We start from the raw sequence: 26,149 nt of genomic DNA, 5'->3' as shown, positions 1-26,149 counted from the left end.
GAACAACAATTATGTCTAAAGATTGTGTGTTGATTCATGAAAAATTACGTATTACGTAGTAATATTCAAAAAATGTCGGATCTTCTCCAAAACCCATGACCGCTAGCCCGGAAACCACGGCAAACGAGCAAAGCCTGCAGGCTGACATCGTCCAGCTGCGCGAACGCTTCCCGGAAACACGTGCTCTCTATCGAGAGGTGTGCGGACTGCTGTTCTTCCGCTATGGCATCACGCCCACCGCCAATAAGCTCTACGGGCTGGTGCGCAAGGGCAGCATGGGCACGCCGACCGAGGTGCTGGCGCAGTTCTGGCAAGACCTGCGCAATAAGATGCACGTGACCATCGCGCACCCCGAGCTGCCGGACGCGCTCAAGGTGATCGCGGCCGATGCCGTGCAGTCGATCTGGCAGGCTGCCAATGAGGCCGCTAGCGGCGAATTGGCCGCCTTGCGGGCGGAGGCGCGACTACAGGCGAGCGAGGCGCAAGCGCAGCGCGACCAGGCGCGGGCCGCGGTGGTGGTGGCCGAGCGGGAGGCAGCGGTCTTGCAAGCCGGGCTCGACGCTGCCCAGCAAGCGCGCGCGGCGGTGCAGGGGGAGCTGGAGGCCGAGCGCCAGTCCCACGCCGCAGCGCAGGCGCGTCACGACGAGAGCAAGCGCCAGGTCGAGGCGCTGGAGCGGCAACTGGGCGAGATGCACACGCAGTTCTCGGCAGACTTGGAGCGCACCCGCGAGCAGGTGGTGGTGGCACAGGAGCGCGCCAGCGCCACCGAGCGCCGCGCGCTGCGCGAAATCGACCAGGAGCGCACGCTGCGGCAAAAGGCCGAGCAGGCGGCCGCGGAGCTGCGCACCGAGCTGGCGGCCATGCAGGCGAGGGCGCAAGACGCCGCCGTGGCTGCCGCGGAGGTGCGGGTGCGACTGCAGGCAGAGCGCGATACGCTTAGCCGGCAACTGGCGGCGGCCGAGCAGGCGCTCGGACTTGGGCTGGCGGCACAAGAAGGGCTGCGGGCCGAACTGGAAGCGGCGCTGCGGCAGGCCGAGCGCGCACAAGCCGAAGCCACCGCGTCGCGCCGCCTGGCAACGACCCGGCGCCAGGTGCCAGCGACCAAGACCAAACTGAAGTTCAAGGCGGGCCCGGCCTGAAGGGCGTGGGCGGCAGCAGGATTTGTCCGCCGCGCCACGGGATAAACCTACGTCGTTGCCTGGCGGGTCCGGCCGTTTGGTGGCGTCGGGGTCGGTGCTAGACGGAAACTCCCATCCGCTCGCGCGCTGCTACCCCACTGAGCTTGCAGCCCGCCTGCGCCATCCCTTCCGGCAGGCCCGCCTGGATGCAGATGTGCTTCAACTCGGTGAAGTCCGCGAGGGCGTCATAACCGTGGAGCCGTCCAAGGCCGCTTTGCCGATAGCCGCCCGTCTCCGCTTCGGCGAACAGGCGGTTGTGGTCGTTGACCCAGACCGTGCCGTTGCGCAGCGCCCGCGCGAGGCGTATGGCGCGTTCGCCGTGGTGCGTCCAGACGCTGGCGGACAGGCCGAAGACGGTGTTGTTGGCCTTGGCTAGCGCCTCGTCTTCGGTCGCGAAGGTCTCGAATGTGACGAACGGCCCGAAGATCTCCTCCTGGCAGAAGAAGGCACCGGGGTCGCTGTGTTCCACTAGTGTGGGGCTGAGGAAGGCGCCGCGCGCTAGCGCGCCGCCCGGCATCGTGCCGCGCAGCAGGACCGTGTCCGCCTCGTCGCAGGCGCGCTCGACTTGCGCGCTCACCATCGCGCGCGTCGGGTGGTCGATGAGCGGGCCGATTTGGGTGTCGGGCTCGATGCCGGGCCCGAGGCGCAGCGCGGCGAGGGCCTCGGTCAGGTGCCGGCGCATCTGTGGCGCGATGGCTTCGTGCACCAGCACTCGCCGCGCGGCCGTGCATTGCTGGCCCGAGATGACGGTGGCGGCAAGCGCAAGCCGCTTCGCGACCGCTTGCGCGTCGACGTCGTCGAACACCAGGCAGCATGATTTCCCGCCGAGTTCCAGCGAGAGTTTTTTCACGCTGTCCGCAGCGGCGATCATGATCTTCTTGCCGGTTGCGGTCGATCCTGTGAAGCTCACGACGTCCACGTCGCGCGAACGCACCAGGTGGTCCGCTGCCGCATAGCCCGTTTCGCAGACCAGATTGACGGCGCCGGCCGGCAGGGCCGTGCGCTCGAACAAGCGCAGCATGGCGGCTGTAAACAGCGTGGTTTGCGCTGCCGATTTGACCACTGCCGTGCAGCCCGCGGCAAGCGCTGGCGCGAGGGAGCGCACGAGCAGCACCGCCGGTGCGTTCCAGGGGACGATGATGGCAGCGACGCCGGCTGGCTCGCGCAGGATGGTCGATATCGTGCCTGGCTCGGGCTCCAGCACGTGACCCGGGATGTGCCGCGCCAGCCCGGCGTAATAGCGGACCTCTGAAATTGCGGCGCCGACCTCGCCTCGGGCTTGTGCGACCGGCTTGCCGTTTTCCGCGGTGAGCAGGCTGGCCAGGCGCTCTCGCTCTGCCTCGAGCGCACCAGCCCAGGCTAGAAGCACGTCCTGGCGCAGGCGGGCATCCTGGCCCCAGGTGGTGCGCTCGAAGACATGGCGCGCGGCGGCGATGGCGGCTTCGGCTTGCCAGGTGCCGCCGTCCGCGAACTGCCCGATCAGGGTCCCGTCGGCCGGGTTGAGGCTATCGGCGGAAGGCTCGCCGGTCCAGGCGCCGGCAATCCAGTGTTGCGCGTTCATTCCATCCTCTCCTTGTTTAGGTCTTGGCCGCCGGCGGGTGTTGCCGCGTCCGACGTACGCTGGATCTCGCTGGCAATGATGCTGACCAGCGCCTCGGCCGCTGTGCTCAAGGGGCGGCGGGGGTGGCTGATGCGCACGATGTGCCGGATTAGCCGTGGTGCCAGGATGGCGTGCACGCGCAATGTGCCCCGGTCCACCGCGCGCTGCACAGCGATGCGCGGCAGGATCGTGGCCATGTTGGTTGATGCAACAAGCTTGACGATGGTGCCGAGCGCGTCGATCTCGTACTTGGGCGTGAGCATCATGTCCAACTGGTGCGCCGCGCTGTCGAGCACGCCGCGCAGGCCGTGGCGTTTGGTGGGCAGCACCAGTTCCACCGCGGGGAGGCTGGCTAGCTGGACCGAGCCGGGCAGGTCCAGGCCGTGGGCCGCGCTCGTTGCCAGCACCATTTCTTCATCGAGCAGCGGCCGGGAGTCGAGTGACAACTGAGCGCGCGGCTTGTTGATAATGGCCACGTCCAGCTGGCCGCCCGCTACCCAGTCGATCAGCGTGGTGCTGTAGCCGTCGGCCACGGTCACCTCGACCTGGGGATAGCGCATTCGAAAGCTGGTCAGTGCTTCGGCGAGAGCGCCCTCGGCAATGGAGGCGATCAGTCCGATCGTGATGTTTCCGGAGACGACCTCGTCCCGTTGCACCAGTTGTTCGCGCGCATACGTGATGTCGCGCATGATGGGCAGGAACAGCCGATACATCTGGCGGCCCGCGGCGGTCGGCGACATGCCATGCGCGCCGCGCTCGAACAGTTTTTGATTCAGCTCTTCTTCCAGCCTGGCGATCTGCATGCTCAGCGCGGGCTGCACGATATGCAGCCGCTTGGCGGCCCGAGTGACTGATCCGTCCTCGAAGAGCGCGATGAAGTACTGGATCTGCTTTAAATCCATATGCCCGAGTTGCCCCATTTTTTATCATTAAAAATGATACTTAGAAATCAGCAAATATAAATCGGTGATCTCAAAGGCGTCGGTTGCCAGCGCCGGCAATCGGACTGAGGTGCAAAATCCACCGGGCGCAGCCTGTAAAGCGAGATCGCTCCCAAGGTCTCTATTAGCGTTCAGCGCCTGTCGCCTGTCATCGGGTCAAACACGTATATCAACAACTATGATATTTCGGATCAATAAACAGTATTAGACCTGATGTATCTTCCTGACTAGGCTTGCCTCACATTGCGTGCGGCGGGGCCAGTCTGGCCTGGGCCGCACACTGACGACCCAGGAGTCACGCCATGTCCAGGCAACCCGCCGAAAAGACGAACAGCGCGTCGCAAGCCGCGCCATTGCCCGAAGGGCCGCTGACCCTGCGCAGCTGGCTGCGCCACCTCGGCAACACGGACCGGCTGGCTGCAATCGACGAGCCGGTGGCACTAGAGCACACCCTCGCAGCCGTCGCCAAGCGGCTCGATGGCGAGCGCGCGGCGTTCTTCCGCCGGCCTGGCGGCCACGCCGTTCCGGTCGTGAGCGGGTTCATGTCGCGCCGCGCGTGGATCGCCGAGGCGATGGGCGTGCCCGAGGCCGGCTTGCTCGAGCGCGTGCGCAGCGCCGCCGCGCAGCCCTTGCCGGTGAGCGAGGTGGCCCAGGGCGAGGCCGCATGCCAGCAGGTCATCCACCTGGACAAGGTGGACCTGCGCAAGCTGTTGCCCATCCCGACCCACAGCGAGCATGACAACGGCCCCTATATCACTGCAGGCCTGGCCATCGCGCGCAACCCGCGCACCGGCGTGCAGAACGTATCGATCCACCGCATCCAGGTGCATGCCGCGGATCGCATGGCCATCCTGATGCTGCCGCGGCATCTCGATGCGTTCTACCGTGCGGCGGAGGAATGTGGCGAGGCGCTGCCGATTGCCATTGTCATCGGTGTCGATCCGCTCACCATGCTGGCTTCGCAGGCCATCACGCCTATCGACCATGACGAGTTGGAGATCGCCGGGGCATTGCACGGTGCGCCGCTGGAAGTGATCAAGTGCCGCACCAGCGATGTGCGTGTGCCGGCCAATGCCGAGATCGTGATCGAGGGCCGGCTTCTGCCCGGCGAGCGCGAGATGGAAGGGCCCTTTGGCGAATTTCCCAAGTACTACAGCAGCGCCGAGCCGCGCGAGGTCATCCAGGTCGACGCCGTCACGCACCGTCATCGCCCGATCTATCACACCATCGTGCCGGCGGAGATGGAGCACCTGCTGCTCGGGGCGATTCCGCGCGAGGCGACCTTGCTGGCGCATCTGCAGCGCAGCCATCCCGGGGTGCAGGATGTGCATCTGTCGGTGGGCGGCGTATGCCGGTACCACTTGTACGTAAAGCTCGACAAGAAGCGCGAGGGCGAAGCGAAGAACGTCATTCTCGCGGCGTTTGGCGCGCACTACGACATCAAGCAGGTGGTCGTGGTGGATACCGATGTCGACGTCCACGACCCGGCCGAGGTGGAATGGGCCGTCGCGACCCGCTTCCAGGCAGACCAGGACCTGGTGGTGATCGCCGGGGCGCAGGGCTCGGTGCTCGACCCCTCCACGACCGTCGCCGCCAACCTCGCCGGCATCGACAATCCCGAGCCGCACCTGCAAGGCATCTGCGCCAAGATGGGGCTGGACGCGACCCGCCCGGTCAAGTACGCGGCGCATGTGTTCACCCGCGTGCGGATTCCCGGCGAGTCAACCATCGATTTGCAGGCGCTGGTGTCGGTCGACCCATCGCACTGGGAATCGTATCTCGGCGAAGGAGCTTGATGCCATGGTCAGCCAGAGACGCATCATTGTCGGTATATCCGGCGCCAGCGGCGCGGCCATCGGCGTCAATCTCCTCAAGGCGATGCGCAACCTGGACGGCGTCGAGTCGCACCTCATCGTGTCGGCGTCCGGCATGCTCACCGCGACCCAGGAACTCGGCATCAAGCGCAGCGAACTCGAGGCACTTGCCGACGTAGTGCATAACGTGCGCGATATTGGCGCAGCGGTGGCCAGCGGCTCTTTCGTGACCGAGGGCATGGTGGTCGCGCCGTGCTCGATGAAGACACTAGCGTCGGTGGCCAACGGGTTTTCCGACAACCTGCTGACCCGCGCCGCGGACGTGGTGCTCAAGGAGCGGCGGCGCCTGGTGCTGGTGGCGCGCGAAACCCCGCTGAACCTCGCGCACCTGCGCAACATGCTGCACGCCACCGAGATGGGCGCGATCGTGATGCCGCCCGTGCCCGCCTTCTACTCGCATCCGACCAGCATCGAGGATGTGGTCAATCACACCGTGGGCCGCATCCTGGACCTGTTCCAGATCGAGCACGACACGCTGGTCAGCCGCTGGTCGGGCCTCGCTCACGACTTTGCCGGCTGACGGCCGGCGCTGCGGACCGGGGCGCTGATCCCGGCCGGACTTTGAATGCTGAACAGGCAGGAGACAGACATGAAAACTTGGCTCGCCCATGCCGGGCTCGCTTTGCTGTTGCTCACGGGGCTTGCCCATGCGCAAGGCTATCCCACCAAGCCGATCCGCATCGTGGTGCCGTACCCGCCCGGCGGCTTCAACGACACGCTGGCCCGCATCGTCGGCAGCAGGCTCACCGCAGCCTGGGGCCAGCCCGTGGTGGTGGACAACAAGCCCGGCGCGGGCACCATCATCGGCACCTCGTTCGTGGCCAAGGCCGCGCCCGATGGCTACACGCTGCTGGTGGTGCAGTTCCCCTTCGGTGCCAATCCCTGGCTCTATAAGTCGCTGCCGTACGACACCCTCAAGGACTTCACGCCGGTCATCCTGGCAGGCGAGTCGCCGATGACCCTTGTGGTGACCAACGGATCGCCGATACGCTCCGTGGACGATCTTGTCAAATCCGCCAAGGGCACGCCCGGCAAGATCAACTACGGCTCGTCGGGCAGCGGCTCGTCCAACCACCTTGCCATGGCGTTGTTCGAGCGCAGTGCCGGCATCACGCTCGCCCAGGTTCCCTACAAGGGCAGCACGCCCATGCTGACCGATCTGGCCGGCGGGCAGGTCGAAGTGGCCTTCGACGCGTTGCCCCATGTGTTGCCTTTCGTGAGGTCCGGCAAGGTACGCGCACTTGCCGTCGCCGACCGGAGCCGCTTTGCGTCGCTTGCCACGGTGCCCACCATGGCCGAGAGCGGCCTGCCCGGCTACGACGCGTCATCCTGGCACGGCATTGTCGCGCCGGCCGGCACGCCCCCGGAGATTGTGCAAAAGCTGAACGCGCAGATCAACGACGCGCTGCGCACGGCGGATGTGCGCAAGCTCTTCCACGAGCAGGGCGTGCGTCCCGACGGCGGCAGCCCTGCCGACTTCTCTGCGTTTATCGGCAAGGAAATGGCGAAGTGGAAGCAGGTGGTACATGACGCGGCCATCCCCTTGCAATGACGAAGCAACGACGCCTATTGACAAGGGGAGGCCGCATGGATACGCCGAGGGAGCGTTTCGACTACGTGATTGTTGGCGGCGGGTCCGCCGGTTGCGTACTGGCCAATCGCCTGTCGCAGGACCCGGCCATCCGCGTCGCGCTGATCGAGGGGGGCATCGATACGCCGCCGGACGCTGTGCCGGCGGAGATCCTCGACAGCTATCCGATGCCCTTGTTCTACGGTGACCGGTATATCTGGCCATCGCTGCAAGCCCGCGCCGTGGCAGGGGGCAGGTCCAAGGTCTACGAGCAGGGGCGCGTCATGGGCGGCGGCTCCAGCATCAACGTGCAGGCCGCAAACCGCGGGCTGCCGCGCGACTACGATGAGTGGGCCGCGTTGGGCGCGTCCGGCTGGTCGTGGCAGGATGTGCTGCCGTACTTCCGCCGCCTTGAGCGCGATGTGGATTACGGCAACAGCCCGCTGCACGGCAGCCACGGACCGGTGCCGATCCGCCGCATCCTGCCGCAGGCTTGGCCGCCGTTCTGCACGGAGTTTGCGCAAGCGATGGGCCGCAGCGGCCTGTCCGAGCTGGCCGACCAGAACGCGGAGTTCGGCGATGGCTGGTTTCCGGCCGCCTTCTCGAACCTGGATGACAAACGGGTTTCGACCGCCATCGCCTATCTCGACGCGGATACGCGCCGGCGGGTCAATCTGCGGATCTATGCCGAGACAACGGTGCGCAAGCTCGTCGTATCCGGCCGGGAAGCGCGTGGGGTGATCGCCATCCGGGCCGATGGGTCGCGGCTGGCGCTGGACGCCGGGGAGGTCATCGTGTCCGCGGGCGCCTTGCAGTCGCCCGCCATCCTGATGCGCGCGGGGATCGGCGACGCTGGCGCGCTGCAGGCCCTCGGCATCGAGGTCGTAGCCGACCGGCCCGGCGTTGGCCGCAATCTCCAGGATCATCCGGCGCTGACGTTCTGCCAGTTCCTCGCGCCCCAGTACCGCATGCCGCTCTCGCGCCGGCGCGCCAGCATGACGGCGGCGCGCTTCTCATCGGAGGTGCCAGGCGGCGAGGCGTCGGACATGTACCTGTCCAGTTCCACGCGGGCGGGCTGGCATGCACTCGGTAATCGGCTCGGCCTCTTCTTCCTGTGGTGCAATCGGCCATTCTCGCGCGGGCAGGTTCGCCTTGCGGGAGCCCAGCCGGATATGCCGCCCGTGGTGGAGCTCAACCTGCTCGACGACGAGCGGGATCTGCGGCGCATGGTGGCCGGCGTACGCAAGTTGGTGCAGATCGTGGGTGCGTCGGCCTTGCATCAGCATCCGGGTGATTTCTTCCCCGCTACGTTTTCGCCGCGCGTCAAGGCGCTGAGCCGCGTGAGCCGCGGCAATGCGTTGCTCACAGAGTTGCTGGGGGCAGTGCTTGATGTCTCGGGGCCGCTGCGCAGAAGCCTGATCGCGCGCTTTGTCACGGGCGGGGCAAACCTGGCCAGCCTGCTGGCGGATGAGTCCGCGCTGGAGGGCTTCGTGCGTCAGAGCGTCTTCGGGGTCTGGCATGCCAGCGGCACTTGCCGGATGGGCGCGCATGCGGACCGGAGCGCGGTGACGGATGCGGCGGGCCGCGTTCACGATGTTGGCAGGCTGCGCGTCGTAGACGCCTCTCTGATGCCGCGGCTGCCGACGGCCAATACCAACATCCCCACCATCATGCTCGCGGAAAAGATTGCCGACACCATGCAGGCCGAGCGCCGCGCAGTCCGGCCGGCATCGAGCGAAGTTGCCCATCCGGGTTGAAGACCGCAGCGCAAATCCACGCTGAAGAACGAAGCTGCACGATGGCGCGCCACCGGCGGCTGGAACGAGGAGATAACGATGAAATACGATGACGAAATCCGCGCGCGCTCTTACCGCTTCCGCGACGAATATGTCGCCGCCACCCCTGCGTGGTATCGCGGCGAATTGCATCTGGCCTTCACGCTGCTGTTCACCGGCGGGGTGATTGCCTGGTGCGCGATGAAACTGCAAGCACCGACGCTGGCGCAGTGGCTCGCGATCGTGCCAATCTTCTTGCTCGGGAACTGGGCCGAGTGGGCCGCGCACCGCTATATATTGCATCGACCGACGCGCTTGTTCAGCGCGATCTATAAACGGCATTGCGCGGTGCATCATCGCTTCTTTACACATCTGACGCTTGAGTACAAAGGCCAGAAGCACTGGCGCGCCTTGTTGTTTCCGCCCTTTGCGCCGGTAGCCTTTGTGCTGGCGGCCGTACCGTTCGCGCTGGTGATCGGCTTGGGGTTCTCGAAGAACGCGGGCTATATCGCGCTGATGACGATGGCGGCGTACTACCTGATGTACGAGGGCCTGCATACGCTGTCGCACATCACGGAAAGCCCACTGCTGGACCGGATGCCGTTCGTGGGGACCGTGCGGCGCCTGCACGTCACGCATCACGATCCTGAGCTGATGGCCACGCAGAACTTCAACCTGACCTTCCCGATCTGCGACACGCTGTTCGGCACGCGCAGCGATGTGCCACACGAGGTGCGAAGCCCGATGCAAGGGCAGGGGTAGCCAGGGCCGCCGCACCCGGATCAGCCGGCGGCGCCTGACACCCTGCGGATCTCCTCGGCCACGATCGCGACCAGCGCAACGGCTGCCGGGGCGGCAAGGCACCGCCCGCGCGACAACCCTGCCGTCATGATCCAAGCAGAGATTCAAATCAAATCAAAGGAGACAACAATGGAAGCCGTAGCAAAAAAGCGTACAGAGACGATCGGCGAGGCGCTGCCAGCGGCGAGCAATCGCCAGGTGTTTGGTGCCGTGACGGCGTCGTGCATGGGATGGGCGCTGGACCTGTTCGACCTGTTCATCCTGCTGTTCGTGGCGCCCGTGATCGGCAGGCTGTTTTTCCCGTCGGAGCACGCGATGCTGTCGCTGGCGGCGGTGTACGCGTCGTTTGCCGTGACGCTGCTGATGCGGCCACTCGGCTCGGCGATCTTCGGCTCTTATGCCGACCGCCACGGCCGCAAGGGGGCGATGGTGGTTGCCGTCACTGGCGTTGGCTTGTCCACGGCGGCGTTCGGCCTGCTGCCGACGGTGAGTCAGGTGGGGCTGCTTGCGCCAGCCTTGTTTATCCTGCTGCGGCTGGTGCAGGGCATCTTCGTGGGTGGCGTGGTGGCATCCACCCACACCATCGGTACCGAATCGGTGCCCCCGTCCTGGCGCGGGGCCGTTTCCGGGCTGGTCGGTGGCGGTGGCGCGGGTATCGGGGCACTGCTGGCTTCCATTACCTACATGGCGATGACCGCGCTGTTTCCGGGGGAAGCGTTCGACGCCTGGGGTTGGCGCTGCATGTTCTTCTCCGGCATCATCAGCTCGGTGCTCGGCCTGTTCATCTTCAACTCGCTGGAGGAGTCTCCGCTGTGGAAGCAGTTGCAGGCGGCCAAGGGGCACGCCGCGCCGGTTGAGAACCCGCTGCGCGTGATCTTCTCCCGCCAGTACCGTGGCGTCCTCTTCGTCAACATCCTGCTCACCGTGGGCGGTGGCAGCGCCTACTACCTGACCTCCGGCTATCTGCCGACCTTCCTCAAGATCGTGGTAAAGGCACCGGCGGGGGCCTCCGCGGCCATCCTGATGGCCAGCAGCGTTGGCGTTATCGTGGCTTCGATACTTGCCGGTCACCTCAGCACGCTGATTGGTCGCAAGCGAGCCTTCCTGCTGATCGGCGCCTTGAACGTGGTGCTGCTGCCGTTGATCTACCAACGGATGTCCGCGGTACCGGATGTCACCACACTTGGCCTGTATGCCGTGGCGCTGGCGATGCTGGGCAGCACCGGCTTCGCCCCGATCCTCATTTTCCTGAACGAACGGTTTCCCACCAGCATCCGTGCCACGGGGACCGGCCTGTCATGGAATATCGGCTTTGCCATCGGCGGCATGATGCCGACCTTTGCGTCGCTGTGCGCCAGCACCCCCGCCGACCTGCCAAAAGTGCTGGGGATCTTCGTCGCGGTGGTCACTGCCATTTACCTGGCCGGTGCGGCGATCGTTCCTGAGACCGCCGGCCGCCTTGGGGAGGTCAGCCAGCCCGAGCGGTAGACGGGCCTGCCTAACCTTCTCCAATGAGCGCGAACGGCAAAGCGGGCCCCGAATTTGTCGCAGCAACAACGGCTCGTCTCATAGGGTACGACCGCGCCGCGCTGCTGATGACCGCGGCGGGAAAGCGATGGCTGTGATTGTCCCCCAGCGGCGATCTCTCCCCGATTGCGACAGAAGCTAAAAAAAACCCGCCGAGCGGCGGGCTACGACGACTGGGTCGTCGGCTTGCTTCTTGATTTCTGCCTGGCAAACAGTGATACCAGAATGCGAATGCTTAGCGATCAATCAACGGCCAATCTGCCTGCTCACTGCGTTTTCCTGCTGGTTAAGGGCGCGCTGGTCGGCACGGGTAATGTGGCTTCCGTCATGGCTTGCCATGGTGCGTTCTTCGGCGCGGATCTGGTGATCTTCTCTGTGCTGCGTGGCTGCCTGGCCGCGGGACATTTCACCTTCTTTGACCTCTTGGTGGATACGAGCATTCTGGTTGGCAAGACGCCCGTTGACCTGCTCGCGACGCGGGTGATTCTTCTGCCACTGGGTATCGTTTGCCATTGCGCCACCAGCCACGCCTGCCGCCAGAACGGCGATTGCCACACTTCCGATCAGTTTTCTAGTAAACACCGTGAGCTCCCTTCCTTGTTGATGCCCGGCAGGATTGGCCGCGCATGATTCAGTAACGCCGCGGAACCAGGCTGCGATGACGAAGGGGCAGGGAGTGCTTTGTAACGTTTTGTTGATGTTGACGCTGGTTTTGATGCGTTGATATCGAAGCGTCGATATCGAGGCATCTAAGTGACTTCGTACGAGGCACACCAAAAAAAGTCCGCAGATCTGCGGACGTGATCTGATATTAGGCTGCCCTTGGAACCGCCCCGCCAAAATGTCTCATACATTAAGGCGGTGGTATGCCCCTAGAGTGAGGGGTCCATTAACGTGTGGAAATCTCGCCGCGCATATTCCGTATTGCGAGGGGGCAGGCTACTCGGCAGCCTTCGCTCTCGGCGCACGCAGCGCCGGCTCGGCATCCATGAACTCGGGCGGGTAGGGCCGCATGAAGCTGCGCACCAGCTCGGGATCCCGGCCCGTTAGCCAGTCATCCCATTCCGCCCGCGGCACGATGGCGAAATCGGGCTCCTCCTTCAATCAAATCCGCCAGCGCACGGACTTCGCTTGCCTCTGCGCACTCCTCGATGGGCAGACTGGCGGGCATGGCCATCGGAGGCGCCGCCGGCGTGGGCGTGGAGGCGCTGGCGGGTGGCGTGGCAAGGGCGATCGGCGCCTAACTGGGCGTCTCGTAACGCCAGGCCAAAATAGAAGAGGGCGCTGCGCAGAGCGCGTCCAAAACAGGAAGTTGGGGGTCCGCCTACCAGAAGGTGGCTGCCGGCACTGATCCCAACTTTTCACTTGCATTTATCGAAGCATTCCACCCTCAAGTGAATGGACCGCCTTTCCGACGAGGAACTAGCCGCCATGGCGGAATACCATTTGAACACCAGCCCGGCAACGCGGCAGCGCACGATCTCCCATAGATTGAGCGAGCCTGCCATGAGCATGGACTTGCCAAGATCGATTGCGCCGCTGGACACATGGGTCTTGTTTGTAGTAAGAATTACGCCGGCTTGAACCAGGACTTAAGGCCTACCGCCCAAGGCAACAGTTTGTCCATTTGGTAAATGGGCCAAAAACGCCGTACTAATGCGGTGCACGTTGGCAACCAGCAGTTTAGCGGACGAGTACAAGGCCGCCGCGACTGCGTAAGGAACAATCAATGCAACCGACTGCCATCACTGCGATGCACGACACCGCGCTGAGCCCCAACATGGAGCCGGCGCCCGGCGTGGCGCTGCCCATGAATTTCCCGGTCATGCTCGAGCCCGCTCAGTTGGCCGACATCGAGAACCGCGTGGCGGCATTCCACTTCGCCGCCATGCCACAAGCTCAAGTCGCCGCGCTCGGGGCCGAGCCCACGCTGAACCTTAATCGGGTGCTCGACGGCTTCCTCGCCCGCATCAACAAGGCGGATAACCCGCAACTGTTCAAGCTGGTGGACGCGCTCAACGACGCGGTGGCGAAGGAGAAGCTTGGTGAGTTAGCCGACGCCATCCTGAACGCCAAACCGGGCATCAAGGACCGAATTATCGGCCTGTTCAGCAAGAAGGCGATGCAGCGCGCGATGGACAAGGTCTACGAGGACCTTGCACGCATCGCCAAGCTCAAGTCGAAGACCCTGAGCGACGAGGTCAACGGTATGGAGAACAAGCTCCGTATCGAAATGAACAGGCTTAACGACGACCTGCAAGTGATGGATGCGCAGAAGGCGGAATACCGCAAGAGTTTCGTCGCATTCGCGCAAGAAACGGCCTTCTTGCACAACGCCTTGAAGAAGGCGCAAGCCGAAGCACCGGCGCTTCTGGCGGCTGCAGGGCAGGACATATCCCTGCAGCAGGAGATACAAGACAAGCTGCAGGCGCTCGAATCGGTTGCCCTGGCCCGTGAAGCCATGATGACCAAGTTGCCGGCTGAACAGCTGGTGATTCGCCAACTGCAGAACGCAGGCGTATCGACGCTGCAAGAACTCATCGTCACGATGGGGGACCGCTTCGCAAGCATCCGCATGACGCTACTGACGATTCACGGCGCGCAAATGGTGCAGAACGTCCAGCGTCTCGGCCAGTCCGGCGCAAACCTGGACAAGAACCTTCAGGAGGTGCGCTCCAGGCTGATGCAGAACGTAGTGGCTACGGCCGCTACGGCCCCAGGTAACAATCGCCTGGATCAGGCCAATAACCTGAAACGCGTCGTCGCCGATACGCAGGCGCTGCAGTCCATCGTTCAGGCCGCTCGCGCCACGAATCAGGCGAAGTTCGAGGAAGCCCGCAGCACAATGTCGCAAGTACGGCAGGACCTGCTCAACCTCGGTAGGCAACTCAATCCCGCGGCGACGGTCGCACCGCAAACCTTCTAACGCAAAGAAAAGATAGCATGAGCAATCTGGTACTGAACCTGTCGAAGCCGGGCGAAGCCGCACCGAAGCTTTCCCTGAACCTGAACAAGGGCGAGGAGTTCAAGGTTCGCCTGTCGTGGGACGGCAATACCGACCTCGACCTGCACGCGCTGGTAACCGTCAACACCGGCAGCGGCGCGAAAGCGTCGAGCCTCGGCGACATCCTGTCCACCTACAACGTCGAGCGCGTGCTCGAAGGTGGCGTGAAGGCCGGCACGCTTGCGCTGGCCGCGGACAAGACGTTCTCGGTGCATGGCGGCGCGCTGGTCCATAGTCCGGATGCGCGAGACGGCAGCCTGGCAGGCGACGACGAGTACGTCACCGTCAAGCCGCGCCTGCTCACGATGCCGGCGGCCGGCCATCTCGAGATCCCCCTGCTCGCGATGATTCACCCGCAGGCGTCTGGCAAGACTTTCAAGCACGTCGAGAATGCGCGCGTCATCATCGAAAACAGTGCGGGCCAGCCCCTGCTCGATGTGGGCCTGTCCAGCCAGTTCGGCGCCTTCGTCGGCGTGCAGATGGGCTCCATCGTGGTGGACGGCAACGGTGCCTCGTTCATCGGCGTTGGCGTGGGCTTCAATACTGACTTTAACGGCGTGCTGGGCCACTTCTCATAAGCAGTCGACCGGAGGCTCTCCATCATGACGTACAAAGTCACGGTGATTGGCGGTGACGCAGTTGGCGCACCGGCGACGCCTGCCGTGGATGGCGGCCTCCAGACGCGTCCTCAAGTGACCGTTATCCAGCCCGCCGCGCTGCCCGGCGTCGGGGTGCCTGCGAAGGTCCCCTCGCCGACCGTCGTGCGGCCGGCCGCACTGCCTTCGAATGGCCAAAGCGGGCCGGCCACGGCCGCATCTTCGCTGGCGCCTACGGCCGTGTCAGCCGTCACTGTCGAACGGATTCCGGAGTCTGCTGCACCGGTTCATCCTTCGGCGATGGCCGGTAGTCTCCGTCGCTTGGTCTCGGTAACGCCAGCGGACCTGATGCGCCGCTTTCCTGGCGCGGAGCCCGGGTGTATCGCTCAGGCGCGCGCGGTACTAGCAGGCGTTGCGGCCGACAGCATGGGGTCGGCGGACTGGCTGGCATTCGGAGTGGCCGCGCAGGAGAGCGTCAACGCAGTCATCAAGGACCGGCTTCAGCTGCTTGAGGCGACGGCTCCGAGACAGGTTGCTGCGCTGATGAACCGCTTGCACAGGCTGCTGGCTGAGATAGTGGATGCAATGGCAGGCGGCTTCCTGAAAAAGTCAGCGAGCGCAGTCTGGATGCGAAACGAGGCGGAGATTCGCCAGCTCGAGTCTCGGCTCTCGACCGACGGGAAGGCGGTGATGGCGTTGCTGTCGTCGTTCGCGGAACTGGCCGCGCGCAACGTGGCCGCCCAGCACGAGTTGGAAGGGGTCTTTCTCGCCGGCGAGTACCTGCTGGAGGGGCTACGCACGGATGAGGCACTGCTGCTGCAGTCACGGCTGATGGCCCTCGCCACGTCGCAAGCCATGGCGCAGGAAAATATTCTCTCGTTGCGCCAGGATGAGACGAGGTTCAAGGAACTGGTGCTCCTGGTGCAGGATGGCGTGCTGGTCAAGTTGCCCGCGATGTATGGGCAACTCGCCGCGCTGACCGACAAGCCGAACGAAACACAACGGTACCTGGTGCTGGAAAAGCTCAGTGACCTGACTCAATTTCTTGAAAGGAAGAAAGCATGGCTCTCGTAGTGAACCTCGAAAAGGCGACCCAGGCTCTGGTGCTCAACCTCCAGAAGGCTGGCGTGGTGAAGCCGCCAGAGCTTGAGGTTGGCTTCGCAATCGATGTGTCGGGCTCATTCGAGGACGAACATCGTGACGGCGTGACCAACGACCTGCTCACGCGCCTGATTCCCTGGGGCCTCGCCTTCGACCCGGACAAGAAGGTCGACTGTTTTACCTTCTCTAACGGCGCGTCACACGTCGAGAATGTGTGCCCCATCAACGCCGACAACTACCAGGGCTTCGTGAAGAAGCACATTATCGGCAAGGTCAACGGCTGGAACGGCGGTACGGACTACTCCTACGTGCTCGAGCGCATGCTGGCGCATTTCGGCTGGACGCAAATCGTTGAGAGGGCGAGCGTCATCGGCCGCTTCTTCGGAAAGAAGGACAAGGTAGTGCAGTCCGGTCAGAAGCGCCGCAGCCTGGTGATTGTCATCACCGACGGCGAAAACTCGGATAGGGCGCGCACGCTGGACGTGCTGCGTGCATCCCAGGAACGCAGGGATGAGGTCTATTTCCTCTTCATCGGCGTGTCAAACCAGGGTGGCAGCTTCCCCTTCCTCGAACAGCTTGGCGACGAGTTCGATAACACGGGATTTGTTGGTATCGACAATTTGCGTGCTTTCGTGGCCCTGTCGGACGACGAGTTGAACATACGCTTCATCAGCGAAGAGCTGATTACCTGGCTGAAGTCCTAAGTCGCGGCCGATGCCGTGCAGTCGACCTGGCAGGCCGCCAACGAGGCCGCTAGCGGCGAATTGACCGCCTTGCGGGCAGTGGCGCAACTGCAGGCCGAGGGGGCCGATTTGTCCCCCGCGCCACGGGAGAAGCCTGTGGATAAGGAATATCAACGCGCCCGTGAGCGTGTTTGTGGAGCCCGCTTCCTCGACCAGGGGACGCCTCCCTGGTGCCCCGGCTGGAGCCAGAAGAGCGGCACCGCAGTGGTCGCCCGGCCTGCCGCTGCAGGCGCAGGCACCTGGTCAAGCGGGTCCCTGTTACATCGAGTCGCTGCCAGCTTCTCTCACATCTGTCCGCGATTGCGCGAAGCCACAGCCACAGTGGTCGGCGAGTCGGCAAGCTGTACGAATCGTCGTGTCGGGCCGTCGAGAGCATCAATGCTACCCTTCTCGATGTCGTAAACCCATCCGTGCAGATTCATGCGTCCCTGTTCGAGCGCAAGTGCCACAGACGGATGGGTGCGTAGATTGGCCAATTGCGCGATCACGTTTTCTCTGACGAGACCGTCGAGCTTAGCGCGAGGGGTATCGAACTGATGCGCCGCGTTGATTGCTTTTGCAGCATCCGCGTGACGCAACCAGCTCGCGACTGCCGGCAGGTGATCAAGACAAGTGCAACGCGAGATCGCGCCCATCGCACCACAGTCGGAGTGCCCGCAAATCACGATGTCCTGCACGCCCAAGACCGCGACCGCATACTCGACGGTGGCCGAAACGCCGCCAGGTTCCGGACCGTAGGACGGCACGATGTTTCCGGCATTGCGAATGACGAACAGCTCTCCCGGCTCACGTTGGGTGAGGAGCTCGGGCACGACGCGACTGTCCGAGCAGGTGACGAACAGCGCCTTGGGATTTTGTGTCGTTGCGAGTTGCTTGAAAAGCTCGATTCGTTGAGGATAGACGTCGCGCTGAAAGCGCAGAAAGCCGTCGATGATGTCACGCATGGCGTCCTCCAGATTGGTTACGTGATACAGGCACGACCGTTCGATATTTTGTCATGCCGATGCCGGTGCGCTGCGATTATCGCCGATGTGACGGGCCACCAACAATATGGGGCGTGAGAACTCATGAACGAAAGCGCTTGCCAGGCGCGCGGCCGACACACGCTAGTGCAAGTCAAGGCCTACCATATTGCAATCTTGACGATGTGCCTTCTATGCCATGTGTCCGTCGCGCGGGCGGCGGACAATGCTGCAAGCTTGCATGACCGATACGAGAGTTCAGTACAACAACTCAACCACAGTCCGTTCCGACGTAGGCTGTACCTGGAATCGATCGAGTCGGCCTCTATGCTTAAAGGCGATATCTACAGCGTGTTGGATCACCCGTTCGCGGTAGTCGATGGGGCGCTGCATAATGGCCCGGAGGCGCCCGCTAACTGGTGTGATGTGCTGATATTGCACCTTAACATCAAGTACTGCCATGCTGCGATCGGCGGCAACGGAACCATACTTGAGGTGAACCTAGGCAAGAAGGTCGAGCAAGAGCTTGTGGACACCTACCGCTTGCAATTCCATTACCGAGCGATACCCAGCCCCACTACCGAGTACTTCGGGGTAGAGCTTAGGGCTGACAACGGGCCGCTAAGTACCAAGGACTACCTGATAGTGCTCGAGGCGATACCCGTTGAAGGAAATCGGACTTTCTTGCATCTCACCTATTCCTATAGCTACGGGCTAGCCGGGCGGATCGCAATGCGCACCTATCTGGCTACCATCGGTAGCGGCAAGGTAGGCTTCACAGCTATCGGCAAGGTGGCTTCCACTGGAGACAGCAAATATGTGGGAGGTATCCGCGGCTTGATAGAGCGCAATACCATGCGCTACTACCTGGCCATCGACGCGTACCTGAGTGCGCTGTCAAGTCCGCCGGGAAAGCAGCTCGAGCGACGCCTGACCAACTGGTTCAATGCCACGGAGCAATATCCCCGGCAACTGCATGAAATTGAGCGCCCAGCGTATATGCAGATGAAATTCAAGGAGTATCAACGTCAGCTGGCCGCAGGATGACAGACGCATCCCATTCATCAAGAGTCAGCCACTACAAGCGCGATAAGCATTAGTGCCGCCTATTCATGAGGACTTAACATCATGGTCTGGTGCATGGTGACATCCTCGGTGGGCCCAGCATTTATCCTAGGTCACGCCGACTGTTGCAGCTTGATCCATATCGATGGCTTGCGCGTGGCGCCAGCCCCTGTGCACAAGCTACCGGGCTTGACCTGAGTCAATAGCCACGTCCAAACGCTTCCTAGACTGGAGTCAGGACTCCCAATCCCGAACCGCACAGGAATGCTATGGAATACGCCAGCATCATGGTCCACCTGGACACCAGCCCACGCGCGCTGGACCGGCTTGAAATCGCTGCCCGGCTCGCCGTGGCCCGCCATGCCCGGCTGATCGGGCTGTTTGCCGGCTTTATGCCGGACGTCGCCTGGTTTTACCTGATGGAGGGCGCCGCGACCTATATCCACGAGGACCGCCAGCGGCGCAGTGAGGCGCGCGAGGAGGTGCACCGGCGCTTCCTGGCGGTAACGCAGGGCCTGGGGATCAAAACCGAGTGGCGTGCAGTGGATGGCGATCCGTTGATGATGGCGCTGCGCGAAGTGCGCGAGGCCGACCTTGTCGTTGCCGGGCAATACGATCCGGCCGACCCGGACAGCTTTGTGGCGACCCAGTTCCTGGAAACCCTCATCCTCGACGGTGGCAGGCCCGTCCTTGTCATTCCGTTCGCCGGGCAGTTCGCCGCACCCGGCTCGCGTGTCATGGTGGCTTGGAACGGCGGACGCGAGGCAACGCGCGCCTTGCACGACGCCATGCCCCTGATCAGCGGCGGGCAGGCCAAGGTGCTTTGCGCGCAAAGTACTGGCGCGCGGCCCGATGCGAGCCTGCCGGGCCATGCCATGGCTGCTCTGGCATGCCATGGCGTTCAAGCTGAGTTCGAACACTGCCAGGAAGGATCGGACATTGCCATCGGCGAAACCTTGCTCTCGCGTGCGGCCGATTTTGGCGCCGATGTGGTGGTGATGGGCGCTTACGGGCGCGGCCGCCTGCGCGAGTTGGTACTGGGTGGCGTCACCAGGGCTTTGCTGGACACCATGACGGTGCCGGTCCTGATGTCACACTAGTCACATTAACTGCCAGCATGGCGCCGGCGCGATATCCGCGCCCACGCGCACCATCGCTGCCGCTGGCTCTGCGCATCGCCGGAAGTGAGATTGACGCGCATCCAGCTAACCGCTAGCCACCCACCTATATTGAAGCTTGAAGCGGAACGAGGGTCCAATGCGCCACGCCGCAGGCATTTCGTGCCAATAGCCGATCACTTGATCTGGCGCAAGCGGCCTGCCCGATGTCATCGCATCATGGACGTGGATCCACCTTGCCGCGCCCGGGAGTCAACGATGTCCGATTTAACGAAAGAGCAGCTCTCCAGCCTCGTCAACTTGCTGGACAGCAGAGAGCAGAGAATCCGTGGCCAGATGGACGCCGCGGCCGTTCCCCGTACCGTGTCCACCGGGCGCGAACCAAGCGACGACGCGGAGCTCGCCGAGCATGGCACCGAGGAGCGCATGGACGATGCCGTGGCGGAACACTACCGCATGGAACTGGCCGACATAGCGGTGGCGCGTAAGCGGATTACCAGGCTCAGCTACGGCGTGTGCCTGGACTGCGGCGAGCCCATTCCCTATCCGCGGCTGCAAGCGTACCCCACGGCCAAACGCTGCACCCCATGCCAGCGCAAGCACGAGCACATGTTCGGGGCGTCGAGCGGCATGCGATGAGCATGGGCGGGCGATCCCGTGGGCGGGCTCGCCACAGGTGCGTCCGCATATTGGCACCGCGCTTGAGGGCCGCAAGCCGGCAAGGGGGGATGCCATGACTTTCCAGGACAGGAACGAGGCCGCCGAGCGGCTGGCCGAAGCGCTCGCCGGCTACGGCGACGCCCATCCCCTTGTGCTTGCCATACCACGGGGCGGCGTGCCAATGGGCAAGATACTCGCCGAGCGGCTCGGAGGCGAACTGGACGTGGTCCTGGTCAGGAAGCTCGGGGCGCCATTCGACCGCGAGATGGCGGTCGGCGCGGTCGATGAAAGCGGCTGGGTCTACGTGACGCCCTACGCGGCACGAGTTGGCGCCGACTCCAGCTATCTCAACCAGGAGCGCAACGAACAGCTTGCATTGCTGCGCCGCCGCCGCAAGCAATACACGCCGGGGCGCTCCGCGCGTGCGCTGGAAGGGCGCACGGTGATCGTGGTGGACGATGGGCTTGCCACGGGTGCCACCATGATTGCCGCACTGCATGCCTTGCGCCAGCAGCATCCCGCCCGGCTGGTGTGCGCTGTGCCCGTGGCCGCGCCGGCTTCGCTCGCCGAGGTGCGGCGTTACGCGGATGAGGTGGTCTGCCTGCAGTCGCCGGCCAATTTTTCCGCCGTCGGTGAGCATTACCGGGAGTTTCCGCAGGTTGAGGATGAGGAAGTGGTGGCTTGCCTGCAGGGGGATTCGGGGCAGCACGGGGAGGGGCGTTTGGCGGGACGGGAGTAGGGGTGGGCGTTCTTGGAGTCGGTGTTTTTGATCTTTGATCCTTTCGGCCAATGCGATGTCATGGCCCATCGGCTGAGTCCGGCCCCGTCAGCAAGAGGCGGAGTTCCACGCCGTCGCTCGCAGGCTGGCCGGTGCGCAGAACGTGGATGCCGCTGCTTTCGGCGAGCCTGAGCATCGCCCTGTTGGTTGCCAGCGTGGTCCCGATCAGCTCCTGCGTGCCGCGTGCGCGGCAGTAGGCCACCATTTTGCCCAGCAGCAGACTGCCAATGCCCTGGCGCTTGCAATCGGAGCGCACCGCCACGGCGAACTCGGCGCGCAGGTTGTCGGGGTCGGCCACGGCCCGCACTTCGCCCAGGATGGCCGGCTGCCCGCCGGTCGCCGCTCCGACGGCGACGAAAGCCATCTCGCGGGCGTAATCGATCTGGGTCATGCGTGCGAGCTGGCTGTGCGGCGGTTGGCGGATCATGCAGAAGAAGCGCATGCGGATGTCCTCCGGGGTCATTGCGGCAAAGAAGGCCTGGTAGGCGGGTTCATCTTCGGGATGTACCGGGCGCAATCGCAACGGTGTGCCGTGCCACGCCACGGTCTCCTCCAGTTCCTTGGGATAGGGGCGGATGGCAAGGCGGGCTGCGCCTGGCTGCGTAGCCGTCGCCACGCCAATGCGCGTGTCCAGGGCCAGCACGCCTGCGCCATCGGCCAGCAGCGGATTGATATCGAGTTCGGTGATTTCCGGCAGGTCACATAGCAGTTGCGACAGCTGGATCAGGACCTGGTACAGGGCGTCATGGCAGATCGGCGGCTGGTCCCGATAGCCTGCAAGCAGCTTCGCAACGCGCGTGCGGGCGACAAGATCCCTTGCCAGGTTGACATTCAGCGGCGGCAGGGCGATGGCACGGTCGGCAATGCGCTCGGCGGCGGTACCGCCGTGTCCAAACAGCACCACGGGGCCGAACACAGGATCGGTGGTGGCGCCCAGGATCAATTCGAAAGCACCTGGCCGGCGGATCATGCGCTGTACCGTGAAGCCATCCAGGCGCGCCCCGGGCCGTTCGCTGCGAATGCGGGCTTCCATGCGCTCCAGGGCCTGCCGCACCTGGCCGGCAGACTGCAGGTCCAGCGCCACGCCACCAACATCGGACTTGTGCGTAATGTCCCGCGACAGGATCTTGGCGACAACCGGATAGCCGATGCCTTCGGCGGCGGCGACGGCGGCACCGATATCGGCAGCGGTCCGGGTTTCCACCACGGGGATGCCATAGGCGGTCAGGACCGTGCGGGCTTCGGGCTCAGTCAGCATCGAACGGCCGGTGGCGAGCGCGTCGCGGATGCACTGTCGCGCCCGTTCGCTGTCGGGCTCGGCGCCGGCCGGAACCGATGGCGGCGTCTCCATCAGCAGTTCCTGGTTGTGGCGGTAGGCCACGGCCTGCAGGAAGCCGCGCACGGCCCGTTCCGGCGTGTCGTAGGTGGGAAGACCCGCGTGCCGGCAGATCTGGCGGGCGCGGGTCACCGAGTCTCCGCCGAGCCAGCTTGTGAAGACGGGGCGCGATACCCTCGACGGTGTGGCCGGCGCAGTTGGCGTGATGGCGCTGGTGAGGGCAATGGCGATGTCGCTGCTTGGCACGATCGCCGTGGGTGCGTGGATCATCAGGATCGCATCGCTGCCGGGGTCCGCCGCAAGTCGCTTCAAGGTGTCGACGTAACGTTCGACGGGAGCGTCCCCAACGATGTCGACGGGGTTCGCGTGCGACCAGGTTGATGGCAAGGCCGCATCCAGCAGCTTCAGCGTGGCGTCTCCCAGGGTGGCCAGCCGGCCGCCGCCAAGAATCAAGGCATCGGTGGCCATCACGCCAGCGCCGCCGCCGTTGGTCATGATCGCCAGTCGATCGCCGGCGAGCGGGCGGGCGCGCGCGAGCGTTTCCACTGCGTCGAACATGTCCTCGGTGGTGTCCACGCGCAACATGCCGGCCCGGCGGATCGCCGCGTCGTAGATATCGTCGGCGCCTGCCAGCGCACCGGTATGCGAGGTTGCCGCTTTCGCGCCTTCTGCCACCCGGCCGGCCTTGATGATCAGCACTGGCTTGTTGCGGGCAGCCGCGCGCGCCGCGGACATGAACTTGCGCCCGGACCTGACCGCTTCCACATAAAGCAGGATCGCCTGGGTGCCCGGGTCGCTGCCGAGATAGTCGAGCACATCCGCCACGTCGACGTCGGCGCTGTCGCCTAGCGAGACGAAGTGAGAAAAGCCGATCTGGCGCGATCTTGCCCAGTCCAGCACCGCCGTGGTCAGGGCGCCCGACTGCGAGACGAAGGCCAGCTTGCCGGGCAGGGGTGGCGCGTGCGCAAAGCTGGCGTTCAACCCCAGGCCTGGCACGAGCAGCCCCACGCAGTTGGGGCCAAGGATGCGCAGCAGATGCGGCCTGGCGGCGCCGAGCATTGCATCCTGCTGGGATTGCCTGCCCGTGCCGTGCGCTTGCGCCATGCCTGCGGTAAGGACCACCGCGGCCAGGGTGCCGCGTTCGCCCAGTTCGGCGATCAGGCCCGGCACCGTATCGGGTGGCGTGCAGATCACCGCCAGTTCGGGCGCATCGGGCAGCGCGGCGACGCTGCGATAGCAAGGCTGGCCTTCCAGCGCACGGTACTTTGGGTTCACCGCATACACCGGTCCGGCGAAGCCGCCGGCACAGAGGTTGGCAAACACGGTGGCCCCTACGCTATGCGGTCGTACGGACGCGCCGATCACCGCGACCGAGCGCGGATGAAACAGATGTTCCAGGTTACGGATACTCATCGTGCTCGGGGTCGTCGGGGTGGGAGGGGGCGCCAGATCCGTATCCCGCAGCGGGACGGGCTTTGCGTCAGGCCGGATGCGCCATCGCGCGAACGCCAATATGCCGATATGCCGATATGCCGATATGCCAGCATTGTCCAGCTTGGTTGCATCGGTGTTGATACAGGACAAGGATGCTTCCGATCGGGCAGCGGAGGTGTCAATGGACCGGGATTCCCAAGGCCTCTGCTTCTACTACCTGGCGTGGCGCCTGCTGGCCGAGGCGCAGGGCCTGGAGACGCTCTCTAGCTGCCGGGCAACGCCGCTCTTGATCTGGGACAAGGTGCGACAGGTGCGTTGTGCCACCATGAAGTGGAGGTCCGCTCGCCATGCGGGCCTTTCACTCCAAGGAGGCGGCAATGAGCAATCTCAGGATTTACGATCCACTGTCGATCGAACCGGTCGGGGACATGCTGCAAGGCATGTTGCGCGCGTTTCGCGGCAACTATGAAGGAGGATTCGCGTTCAAGGTCGATGTGACCGAGTCTGACAAGGCCTACAACGTGGTCGCTGAGATTCCCGGCGCCAGGAAGGAGGATATCGAGGTGTCCGTCGATCGTGGCACGGTGATGATCTCGGCTAAGGTGGAAAAGTCTTCCGAGCAGAAGGAAGGTGAGCGTGTGATCCGGCGTGAGCGCTACAGTGGCTCGATGCAACGCGCCTTTACCCTGGACAGTTCCGTGGACGAAAGCAAGGTGGATGCCAGCTACGAGAACGGTGTCCTTCGGGTGGTACTGCCCAAGAAAGAAGCCTCGCCGCAGCAGCGTGTGACGATCCGCTGACACGCTGTTTTCCAGGGGCGCCAATGCAGCCACTGCACCGAGCACATCATGGACTACCGGACTGTGCCGGTCGCGCTCGGCGTGGATCCCGACTGCGCATCCATGGCACTTCGTGGTGCACGGCGAGCCGGCTGCGAGCACCCCCCGCCGCAACGGATCGAGCAGAAACTGCACCGGGCGGTCTCGATGCCGGCGTGTCTTTGTTCATATTCGCCGGACTAGCTGGCGGGAGCGGGGAACGATGAATACTGGCTCGCAAGACTGTCTCACACCACAACACCTGCAATTGTTCGGGACGATCGTGCAGTGGTTCGCACGCTACGAACTGCTGATGCAGGAACTCATGGCAAAGCTGGCGGGATCGGAGACTGCATCCGTGATACTGCTGACACGGCGGCTCGATTTTGGCGGGAAGCGGCAGGCCTTGTTGGATCTGCTTCGCCATCGCGCCCATCCTCTGGACCAGTATGACAAGATCTGTGCCTATCTTCTGGTCCCGCTGACCTACTCGCCGTTGTTGTACGACATTACGCATTCGGTGTGGCAACCTGGTGCCCGTGCGCATTCGATCCAGCCGGACTGGATTTTCCGGTTCCCGCCTGGCGTTACGCCATTGCGTGATGACACTAGCCTGCCGGGCGAAGCATTCATGGACCGAGACAACAATGAGTCCATCTATTCGCTTGACGATTTCCATGATATCTCGGGGATTCTCGAGGAGCACTATCATGGCCTGTGTACCTATCTTGATCACATTGGCATGAAGCATCCCGAGCCGTAGGCGACGCAAATCACGCCATGCAAGGCACAACCGCCACACCTTAGCTTGCGTTGGGCCGCTGAACCCGGGGCGGAGGGCACGATGACCGATACTGAACGCCAGCGGCTTTCCGGCAAGCGTCTGCCTTGTCATGTTCTCGTTTATCTGGCGGGCGCCTTCATCCTTATCGCCGGCCTGGCGGGCAGCGCACTGATCTACGTGACTGCGGTGACGGCGCCCGCCGACAAAGCGGCGGACCTGGCGAGCGTCGCGGCGCACACCAAGCAATACGAGCTGCAGCTGGAGAGCATCGGCGGGCGGGCGGCATTTCTTGCGGCGGAGCTCACCAGGTGGCTGGAGGGGCTTTGGCACGGGCGGTCGCTGGCCTACATGGTGGCCATCCTGTGCACGACCATCGCGATAGCCTGCTTCCTCGTGGCCCACGGCCTGGCGGCGGACTTGCTGCGGGATCCCGCCGCGCGCCAGGATTAGCGAAGGATCACCAAGCCGAATGGCACCTGGAGAA

General features: G+C 64.0%; 24 protein-coding genes. 18 read left to right on the top strand and 6 right to left on the bottom strand.

Annotation, left to right across the window (positions count from 1 at the left end):
* The first annotated feature begins 95 nt into the window (after positions 1-95).
* Positions 96-1,139, top strand: a complete 1,044-nt coding sequence (locus tag F7R26_RS09040; RefSeq protein WP_150990188.1) for a DNA-binding protein — start codon at positions 96-98, stop codon at positions 1,137-1,139.
* 97 nt (positions 1,140-1,236) lie between these two features.
* Here F7R26_RS09040 and F7R26_RS09035 read toward each other — a convergent pair whose 3' ends face one another.
* Together F7R26_RS09035 and F7R26_RS09030 are read right to left on the bottom strand one after the other, a co-directional pair.
* Positions 1,237-2,739, bottom strand: a complete 1,503-nt coding sequence (locus tag F7R26_RS09035) for an aldehyde dehydrogenase family protein (protein ID WP_150990185.1) — start codon at positions 2,737-2,739, stop codon at positions 1,237-1,239.
* Positions 2,736-3,680: a LysR family transcriptional regulator gene (locus tag F7R26_RS09030; protein WP_150990182.1), complete on the bottom strand. Its 945-nt coding sequence runs from the start codon at positions 3,678-3,680 to the stop codon at positions 2,736-2,738. Before F7R26_RS09030 ends, F7R26_RS09035 begins: the two co-directional genes overlap by 4 nt.
* A 341-nt stretch (positions 3,681-4,021) precedes the next feature.
* Between F7R26_RS09030 and F7R26_RS09025 the strand changes: the two genes are divergently transcribed.
* The 6 genes from F7R26_RS09025 (at position 4,022) to F7R26_RS09000 (ending at position 11,227) form a co-directional block, all read left to right on the top strand.
* Positions 4,022-5,515 carry a UbiD family decarboxylase gene (locus tag F7R26_RS09025; RefSeq protein WP_150990179.1) on the top strand — a complete coding sequence of 498 codons (1,494 nt, stop codon included), beginning with the start codon at positions 4,022-4,024 and terminating at the stop codon, positions 5,513-5,515.
* 4 nt (positions 5,516-5,519) lie between these two features.
* Positions 5,520-6,113 carry a UbiX family flavin prenyltransferase gene (locus F7R26_RS09020; RefSeq protein WP_150990176.1) on the top strand — a complete coding sequence of 198 codons (594 nt, stop codon included), beginning with the start codon at positions 5,520-5,522 and terminating at the stop codon, positions 6,111-6,113.
* Positions 6,114-6,182: 69 nt separating this feature from the next.
* Positions 6,183-7,145: a tripartite tricarboxylate transporter substrate binding protein gene (locus F7R26_RS09015; protein WP_150990173.1), complete on the top strand. Its 963-nt coding sequence runs from the start codon at positions 6,183-6,185 to the stop codon at positions 7,143-7,145.
* A gap of 35 nt (positions 7,146-7,180) precedes the next feature.
* A complete protein-coding gene (locus F7R26_RS09010; RefSeq protein WP_150990170.1) occupies positions 7,181-8,920 on the top strand; it encodes a GMC family oxidoreductase in 1,740 nt (579 codons plus the stop codon).
* A gap of 78 nt (positions 8,921-8,998) precedes the next feature.
* The gene (locus F7R26_RS09005) at positions 8,999-9,700 is read left to right on the top strand and encodes a sterol desaturase family protein (RefSeq protein ID WP_150990167.1); all 702 of its coding nucleotides are present in this window, start codon (positions 8,999-9,001) and stop codon (positions 9,698-9,700) included.
* A gap of 168 nt (positions 9,701-9,868) precedes the next feature.
* Complete coding sequence (locus F7R26_RS09000; RefSeq protein ID WP_150990164.1) at positions 9,869-11,227, top strand: MFS transporter; 1,359 nt, start codon at positions 9,869-9,871, stop codon at positions 11,225-11,227.
* A 285-nt stretch (positions 11,228-11,512) separates the two neighbouring features.
* On the opposite strand, the gene F7R26_RS40910 is transcribed toward F7R26_RS09000, so the two are convergent.
* Positions 11,513-11,779 (bottom strand): hypothetical protein, encoded by a 267-nt coding sequence (locus F7R26_RS40910; protein ID WP_241754516.1) that lies wholly within the window; start codon positions 11,777-11,779, stop codon positions 11,513-11,515.
* 426 nt (positions 11,780-12,205) lie between these two features.
* Positions 12,206-12,370 (bottom strand): hypothetical protein, encoded by a 165-nt coding sequence (locus F7R26_RS08990; protein WP_193692142.1) that lies wholly within the window; start codon positions 12,368-12,370, stop codon positions 12,206-12,208.
* Between the two features lie 625 nt (positions 12,371-12,995).
* Between F7R26_RS08990 and F7R26_RS08985 the strand changes: the two genes are divergently transcribed.
* From F7R26_RS08985 to F7R26_RS08970, 4 genes are read left to right on the top strand one after another with little or no spacing between them, the layout of a single operon-like run.
* On the top strand, positions 12,996-14,192 hold the full coding sequence (locus F7R26_RS08985; protein WP_150990161.1) for a hypothetical protein: 1,197 nt from the start codon (positions 12,996-12,998) through the stop codon (positions 14,190-14,192).
* 17 nt (positions 14,193-14,209) lie between these two features.
* Positions 14,210-14,848, top strand: coding sequence for a TerD family protein (locus tag F7R26_RS08980; RefSeq protein ID WP_150990158.1), 639 nt, complete (start codon positions 14,210-14,212; stop codon positions 14,846-14,848).
* A 24-nt stretch (positions 14,849-14,872) separates the two neighbouring features.
* On the top strand, positions 14,873-15,940 hold the full coding sequence (locus F7R26_RS08975; RefSeq protein WP_150990156.1) for a hypothetical protein: 1,068 nt from the start codon (positions 14,873-14,875) through the stop codon (positions 15,938-15,940).
* Positions 15,928-16,671: a VWA domain-containing protein gene (locus F7R26_RS08970; RefSeq protein WP_193692141.1), complete on the top strand. Its 744-nt coding sequence runs from the start codon at positions 15,928-15,930 to the stop codon at positions 16,669-16,671. Before F7R26_RS08975 ends, F7R26_RS08970 begins: the two co-directional genes overlap by 13 nt.
* 323 nt (positions 16,672-16,994) lie before the next feature.
* On the opposite strand, the gene F7R26_RS08965 is transcribed toward F7R26_RS08970, so the two are convergent.
* Complete coding sequence (locus F7R26_RS08965; protein WP_150990153.1) at positions 16,995-17,654, bottom strand: carbonic anhydrase; 660 nt, start codon at positions 17,652-17,654, stop codon at positions 16,995-16,997.
* Between the two features lie 201 nt (positions 17,655-17,855).
* Here F7R26_RS08965 and F7R26_RS08960 point away from each other — a divergent pair, with 201 nt between their 5' ends.
* The 4 genes from F7R26_RS08960 to F7R26_RS08945 all read left to right on the top strand — a co-directional run bounded on the left by F7R26_RS08960 (position 17,856) and on the right by F7R26_RS08945 (position 21,254).
* Positions 17,856-18,719 (top strand): hypothetical protein, encoded by an 864-nt coding sequence (locus F7R26_RS08960; RefSeq protein WP_241754515.1) that lies wholly within the window; start codon positions 17,856-17,858, stop codon positions 18,717-18,719.
* Positions 18,720-19,006: 287 nt separating this feature from the next.
* Positions 19,007-19,837 carry a universal stress protein gene (locus tag F7R26_RS08955; RefSeq protein ID WP_150990150.1) on the top strand — a complete coding sequence of 277 codons (831 nt, stop codon included), beginning with the start codon at positions 19,007-19,009 and terminating at the stop codon, positions 19,835-19,837.
* Positions 19,838-20,113: 276 nt separating this feature from the next.
* On the top strand, positions 20,114-20,494 hold the full coding sequence (locus tag F7R26_RS08950; RefSeq protein ID WP_150990147.1) for a TraR/DksA family transcriptional regulator: 381 nt from the start codon (positions 20,114-20,116) through the stop codon (positions 20,492-20,494).
* A 94-nt stretch (positions 20,495-20,588) separates the two neighbouring features.
* Entirely contained in the window at positions 20,589-21,254 is a 666-nt protein-coding gene (locus F7R26_RS08945) for a phosphoribosyltransferase (RefSeq protein WP_150990144.1), read from the top strand.
* A 58-nt stretch (positions 21,255-21,312) separates the two neighbouring features.
* Here F7R26_RS08945 and F7R26_RS08940 read toward each other — a convergent pair whose 3' ends face one another.
* Positions 21,313-24,042 (bottom strand): bifunctional acetate--CoA ligase family protein/GNAT family N-acetyltransferase, encoded by a 2,730-nt coding sequence (locus F7R26_RS08940; RefSeq protein ID WP_150990142.1) that lies wholly within the window; start codon positions 24,040-24,042, stop codon positions 21,313-21,315.
* A gap of 398 nt (positions 24,043-24,440) precedes the next feature.
* On the opposite strand from F7R26_RS08940, the gene F7R26_RS08935 reads away from it, so the two are divergent.
* The 3 genes from F7R26_RS08935 (at position 24,441) to F7R26_RS08925 (ending at position 26,115) form a co-directional block, all read left to right on the top strand.
* Positions 24,441-24,863, top strand: coding sequence for an Hsp20/alpha crystallin family protein (locus F7R26_RS08935; protein ID WP_150990140.1), 423 nt, complete (start codon positions 24,441-24,443; stop codon positions 24,861-24,863).
* A gap of 241 nt (positions 24,864-25,104) precedes the next feature.
* Positions 25,105-25,644, top strand: a complete 540-nt coding sequence (locus tag F7R26_RS08930; RefSeq protein ID WP_150990137.1) for a hypothetical protein — start codon at positions 25,105-25,107, stop codon at positions 25,642-25,644.
* Between the two features lie 81 nt (positions 25,645-25,725).
* Positions 25,726-26,115, top strand: coding sequence for a hypothetical protein (locus F7R26_RS08925; RefSeq protein ID WP_150990134.1), 390 nt, complete (start codon positions 25,726-25,728; stop codon positions 26,113-26,115).
* Positions 26,116-26,149 lie beyond the last annotated feature (34 nt).

The sequence above is a fragment of the Cupriavidus basilensis genome, from assembly GCF_008801925.2.
Lineage (GTDB): Bacteria > Pseudomonadota > Gammaproteobacteria > Burkholderiales > Burkholderiaceae > Cupriavidus > Cupriavidus basilensis.
The sequence above is the reverse complement of the archived record's forward strand: the minus strand, read 5'-3'. Positions and strand labels throughout refer to the sequence as shown.

Excerpts from the sequence above, each read along its gene's own strand:
- F7R26_RS09040 (WP_150990188.1), top strand. The coding sequence starts at position 96 with ATGACCGCTAGCCCGGAAACCACGGCAAACGAGCAAAGCCTGCAGGCT.
- F7R26_RS09035 (WP_150990185.1), bottom strand. The coding sequence starts at position 2,739 with ATGAACGCGCAACACTGGATTGCCGGCGCCTGGACCGGCGAGCCTTCC.
- F7R26_RS09030 (WP_150990182.1), bottom strand. The coding sequence starts at position 3,680 with ATGGATTTAAAGCAGATCCAGTACTTCATCGCGCTCTTCGAGGACGGA.
- F7R26_RS09025 (WP_150990179.1), top strand. The coding sequence starts at position 4,022 with ATGTCCAGGCAACCCGCCGAAAAGACGAACAGCGCGTCGCAAGCCGCG.
- F7R26_RS09020 (WP_150990176.1), top strand. The coding sequence starts at position 5,520 with ATGGTCAGCCAGAGACGCATCATTGTCGGTATATCCGGCGCCAGCGGC.
- F7R26_RS09015 (WP_150990173.1), top strand. The coding sequence starts at position 6,183 with ATGAAAACTTGGCTCGCCCATGCCGGGCTCGCTTTGCTGTTGCTCACG.
- F7R26_RS09010 (WP_150990170.1), top strand. The coding sequence starts at position 7,181 with ATGGATACGCCGAGGGAGCGTTTCGACTACGTGATTGTTGGCGGCGGG.
- F7R26_RS09005 (WP_150990167.1), top strand. The coding sequence starts at position 8,999 with ATGAAATACGATGACGAAATCCGCGCGCGCTCTTACCGCTTCCGCGAC.
- F7R26_RS09000 (WP_150990164.1), top strand. The coding sequence starts at position 9,869 with ATGGAAGCCGTAGCAAAAAAGCGTACAGAGACGATCGGCGAGGCGCTG.
- F7R26_RS40910 (WP_241754516.1), bottom strand. The coding sequence starts at position 11,779 with ATGGCAAACGATACCCAGTGGCAGAAGAATCACCCGCGTCGCGAGCAG.
- F7R26_RS08985 (WP_150990161.1), top strand. The coding sequence starts at position 12,996 with ATGCAACCGACTGCCATCACTGCGATGCACGACACCGCGCTGAGCCCC.
- F7R26_RS08980 (WP_150990158.1), top strand. The coding sequence starts at position 14,210 with ATGAGCAATCTGGTACTGAACCTGTCGAAGCCGGGCGAAGCCGCACCG.
- F7R26_RS08975 (WP_150990156.1), top strand. The coding sequence starts at position 14,873 with ATGACGTACAAAGTCACGGTGATTGGCGGTGACGCAGTTGGCGCACCG.
- F7R26_RS08970 (WP_193692141.1), top strand. The coding sequence starts at position 15,928 with ATGGCTCTCGTAGTGAACCTCGAAAAGGCGACCCAGGCTCTGGTGCTC.
- F7R26_RS08965 (WP_150990153.1), bottom strand. The coding sequence starts at position 17,654 with ATGCGTGACATCATCGACGGCTTTCTGCGCTTTCAGCGCGACGTCTAT.
- F7R26_RS08960 (WP_241754515.1), top strand. The coding sequence starts at position 17,856 with ATGTGCCTTCTATGCCATGTGTCCGTCGCGCGGGCGGCGGACAATGCT.
- F7R26_RS08955 (WP_150990150.1), top strand. The coding sequence starts at position 19,007 with ATGGAATACGCCAGCATCATGGTCCACCTGGACACCAGCCCACGCGCG.
- F7R26_RS08950 (WP_150990147.1), top strand. The coding sequence starts at position 20,114 with ATGTCCGATTTAACGAAAGAGCAGCTCTCCAGCCTCGTCAACTTGCTG.
- F7R26_RS08945 (WP_150990144.1), top strand. The coding sequence starts at position 20,589 with ATGACTTTCCAGGACAGGAACGAGGCCGCCGAGCGGCTGGCCGAAGCG.
- F7R26_RS08940 (WP_150990142.1), bottom strand. The coding sequence starts at position 24,042 with ATGAGTATCCGTAACCTGGAACATCTGTTTCATCCGCGCTCGGTCGCG.
- F7R26_RS08935 (WP_150990140.1), top strand. The coding sequence starts at position 24,441 with ATGAGCAATCTCAGGATTTACGATCCACTGTCGATCGAACCGGTCGGG.
- F7R26_RS08930 (WP_150990137.1), top strand. The coding sequence starts at position 25,105 with ATGAATACTGGCTCGCAAGACTGTCTCACACCACAACACCTGCAATTG.
- F7R26_RS08925 (WP_150990134.1), top strand. The coding sequence starts at position 25,726 with ATGACCGATACTGAACGCCAGCGGCTTTCCGGCAAGCGTCTGCCTTGT.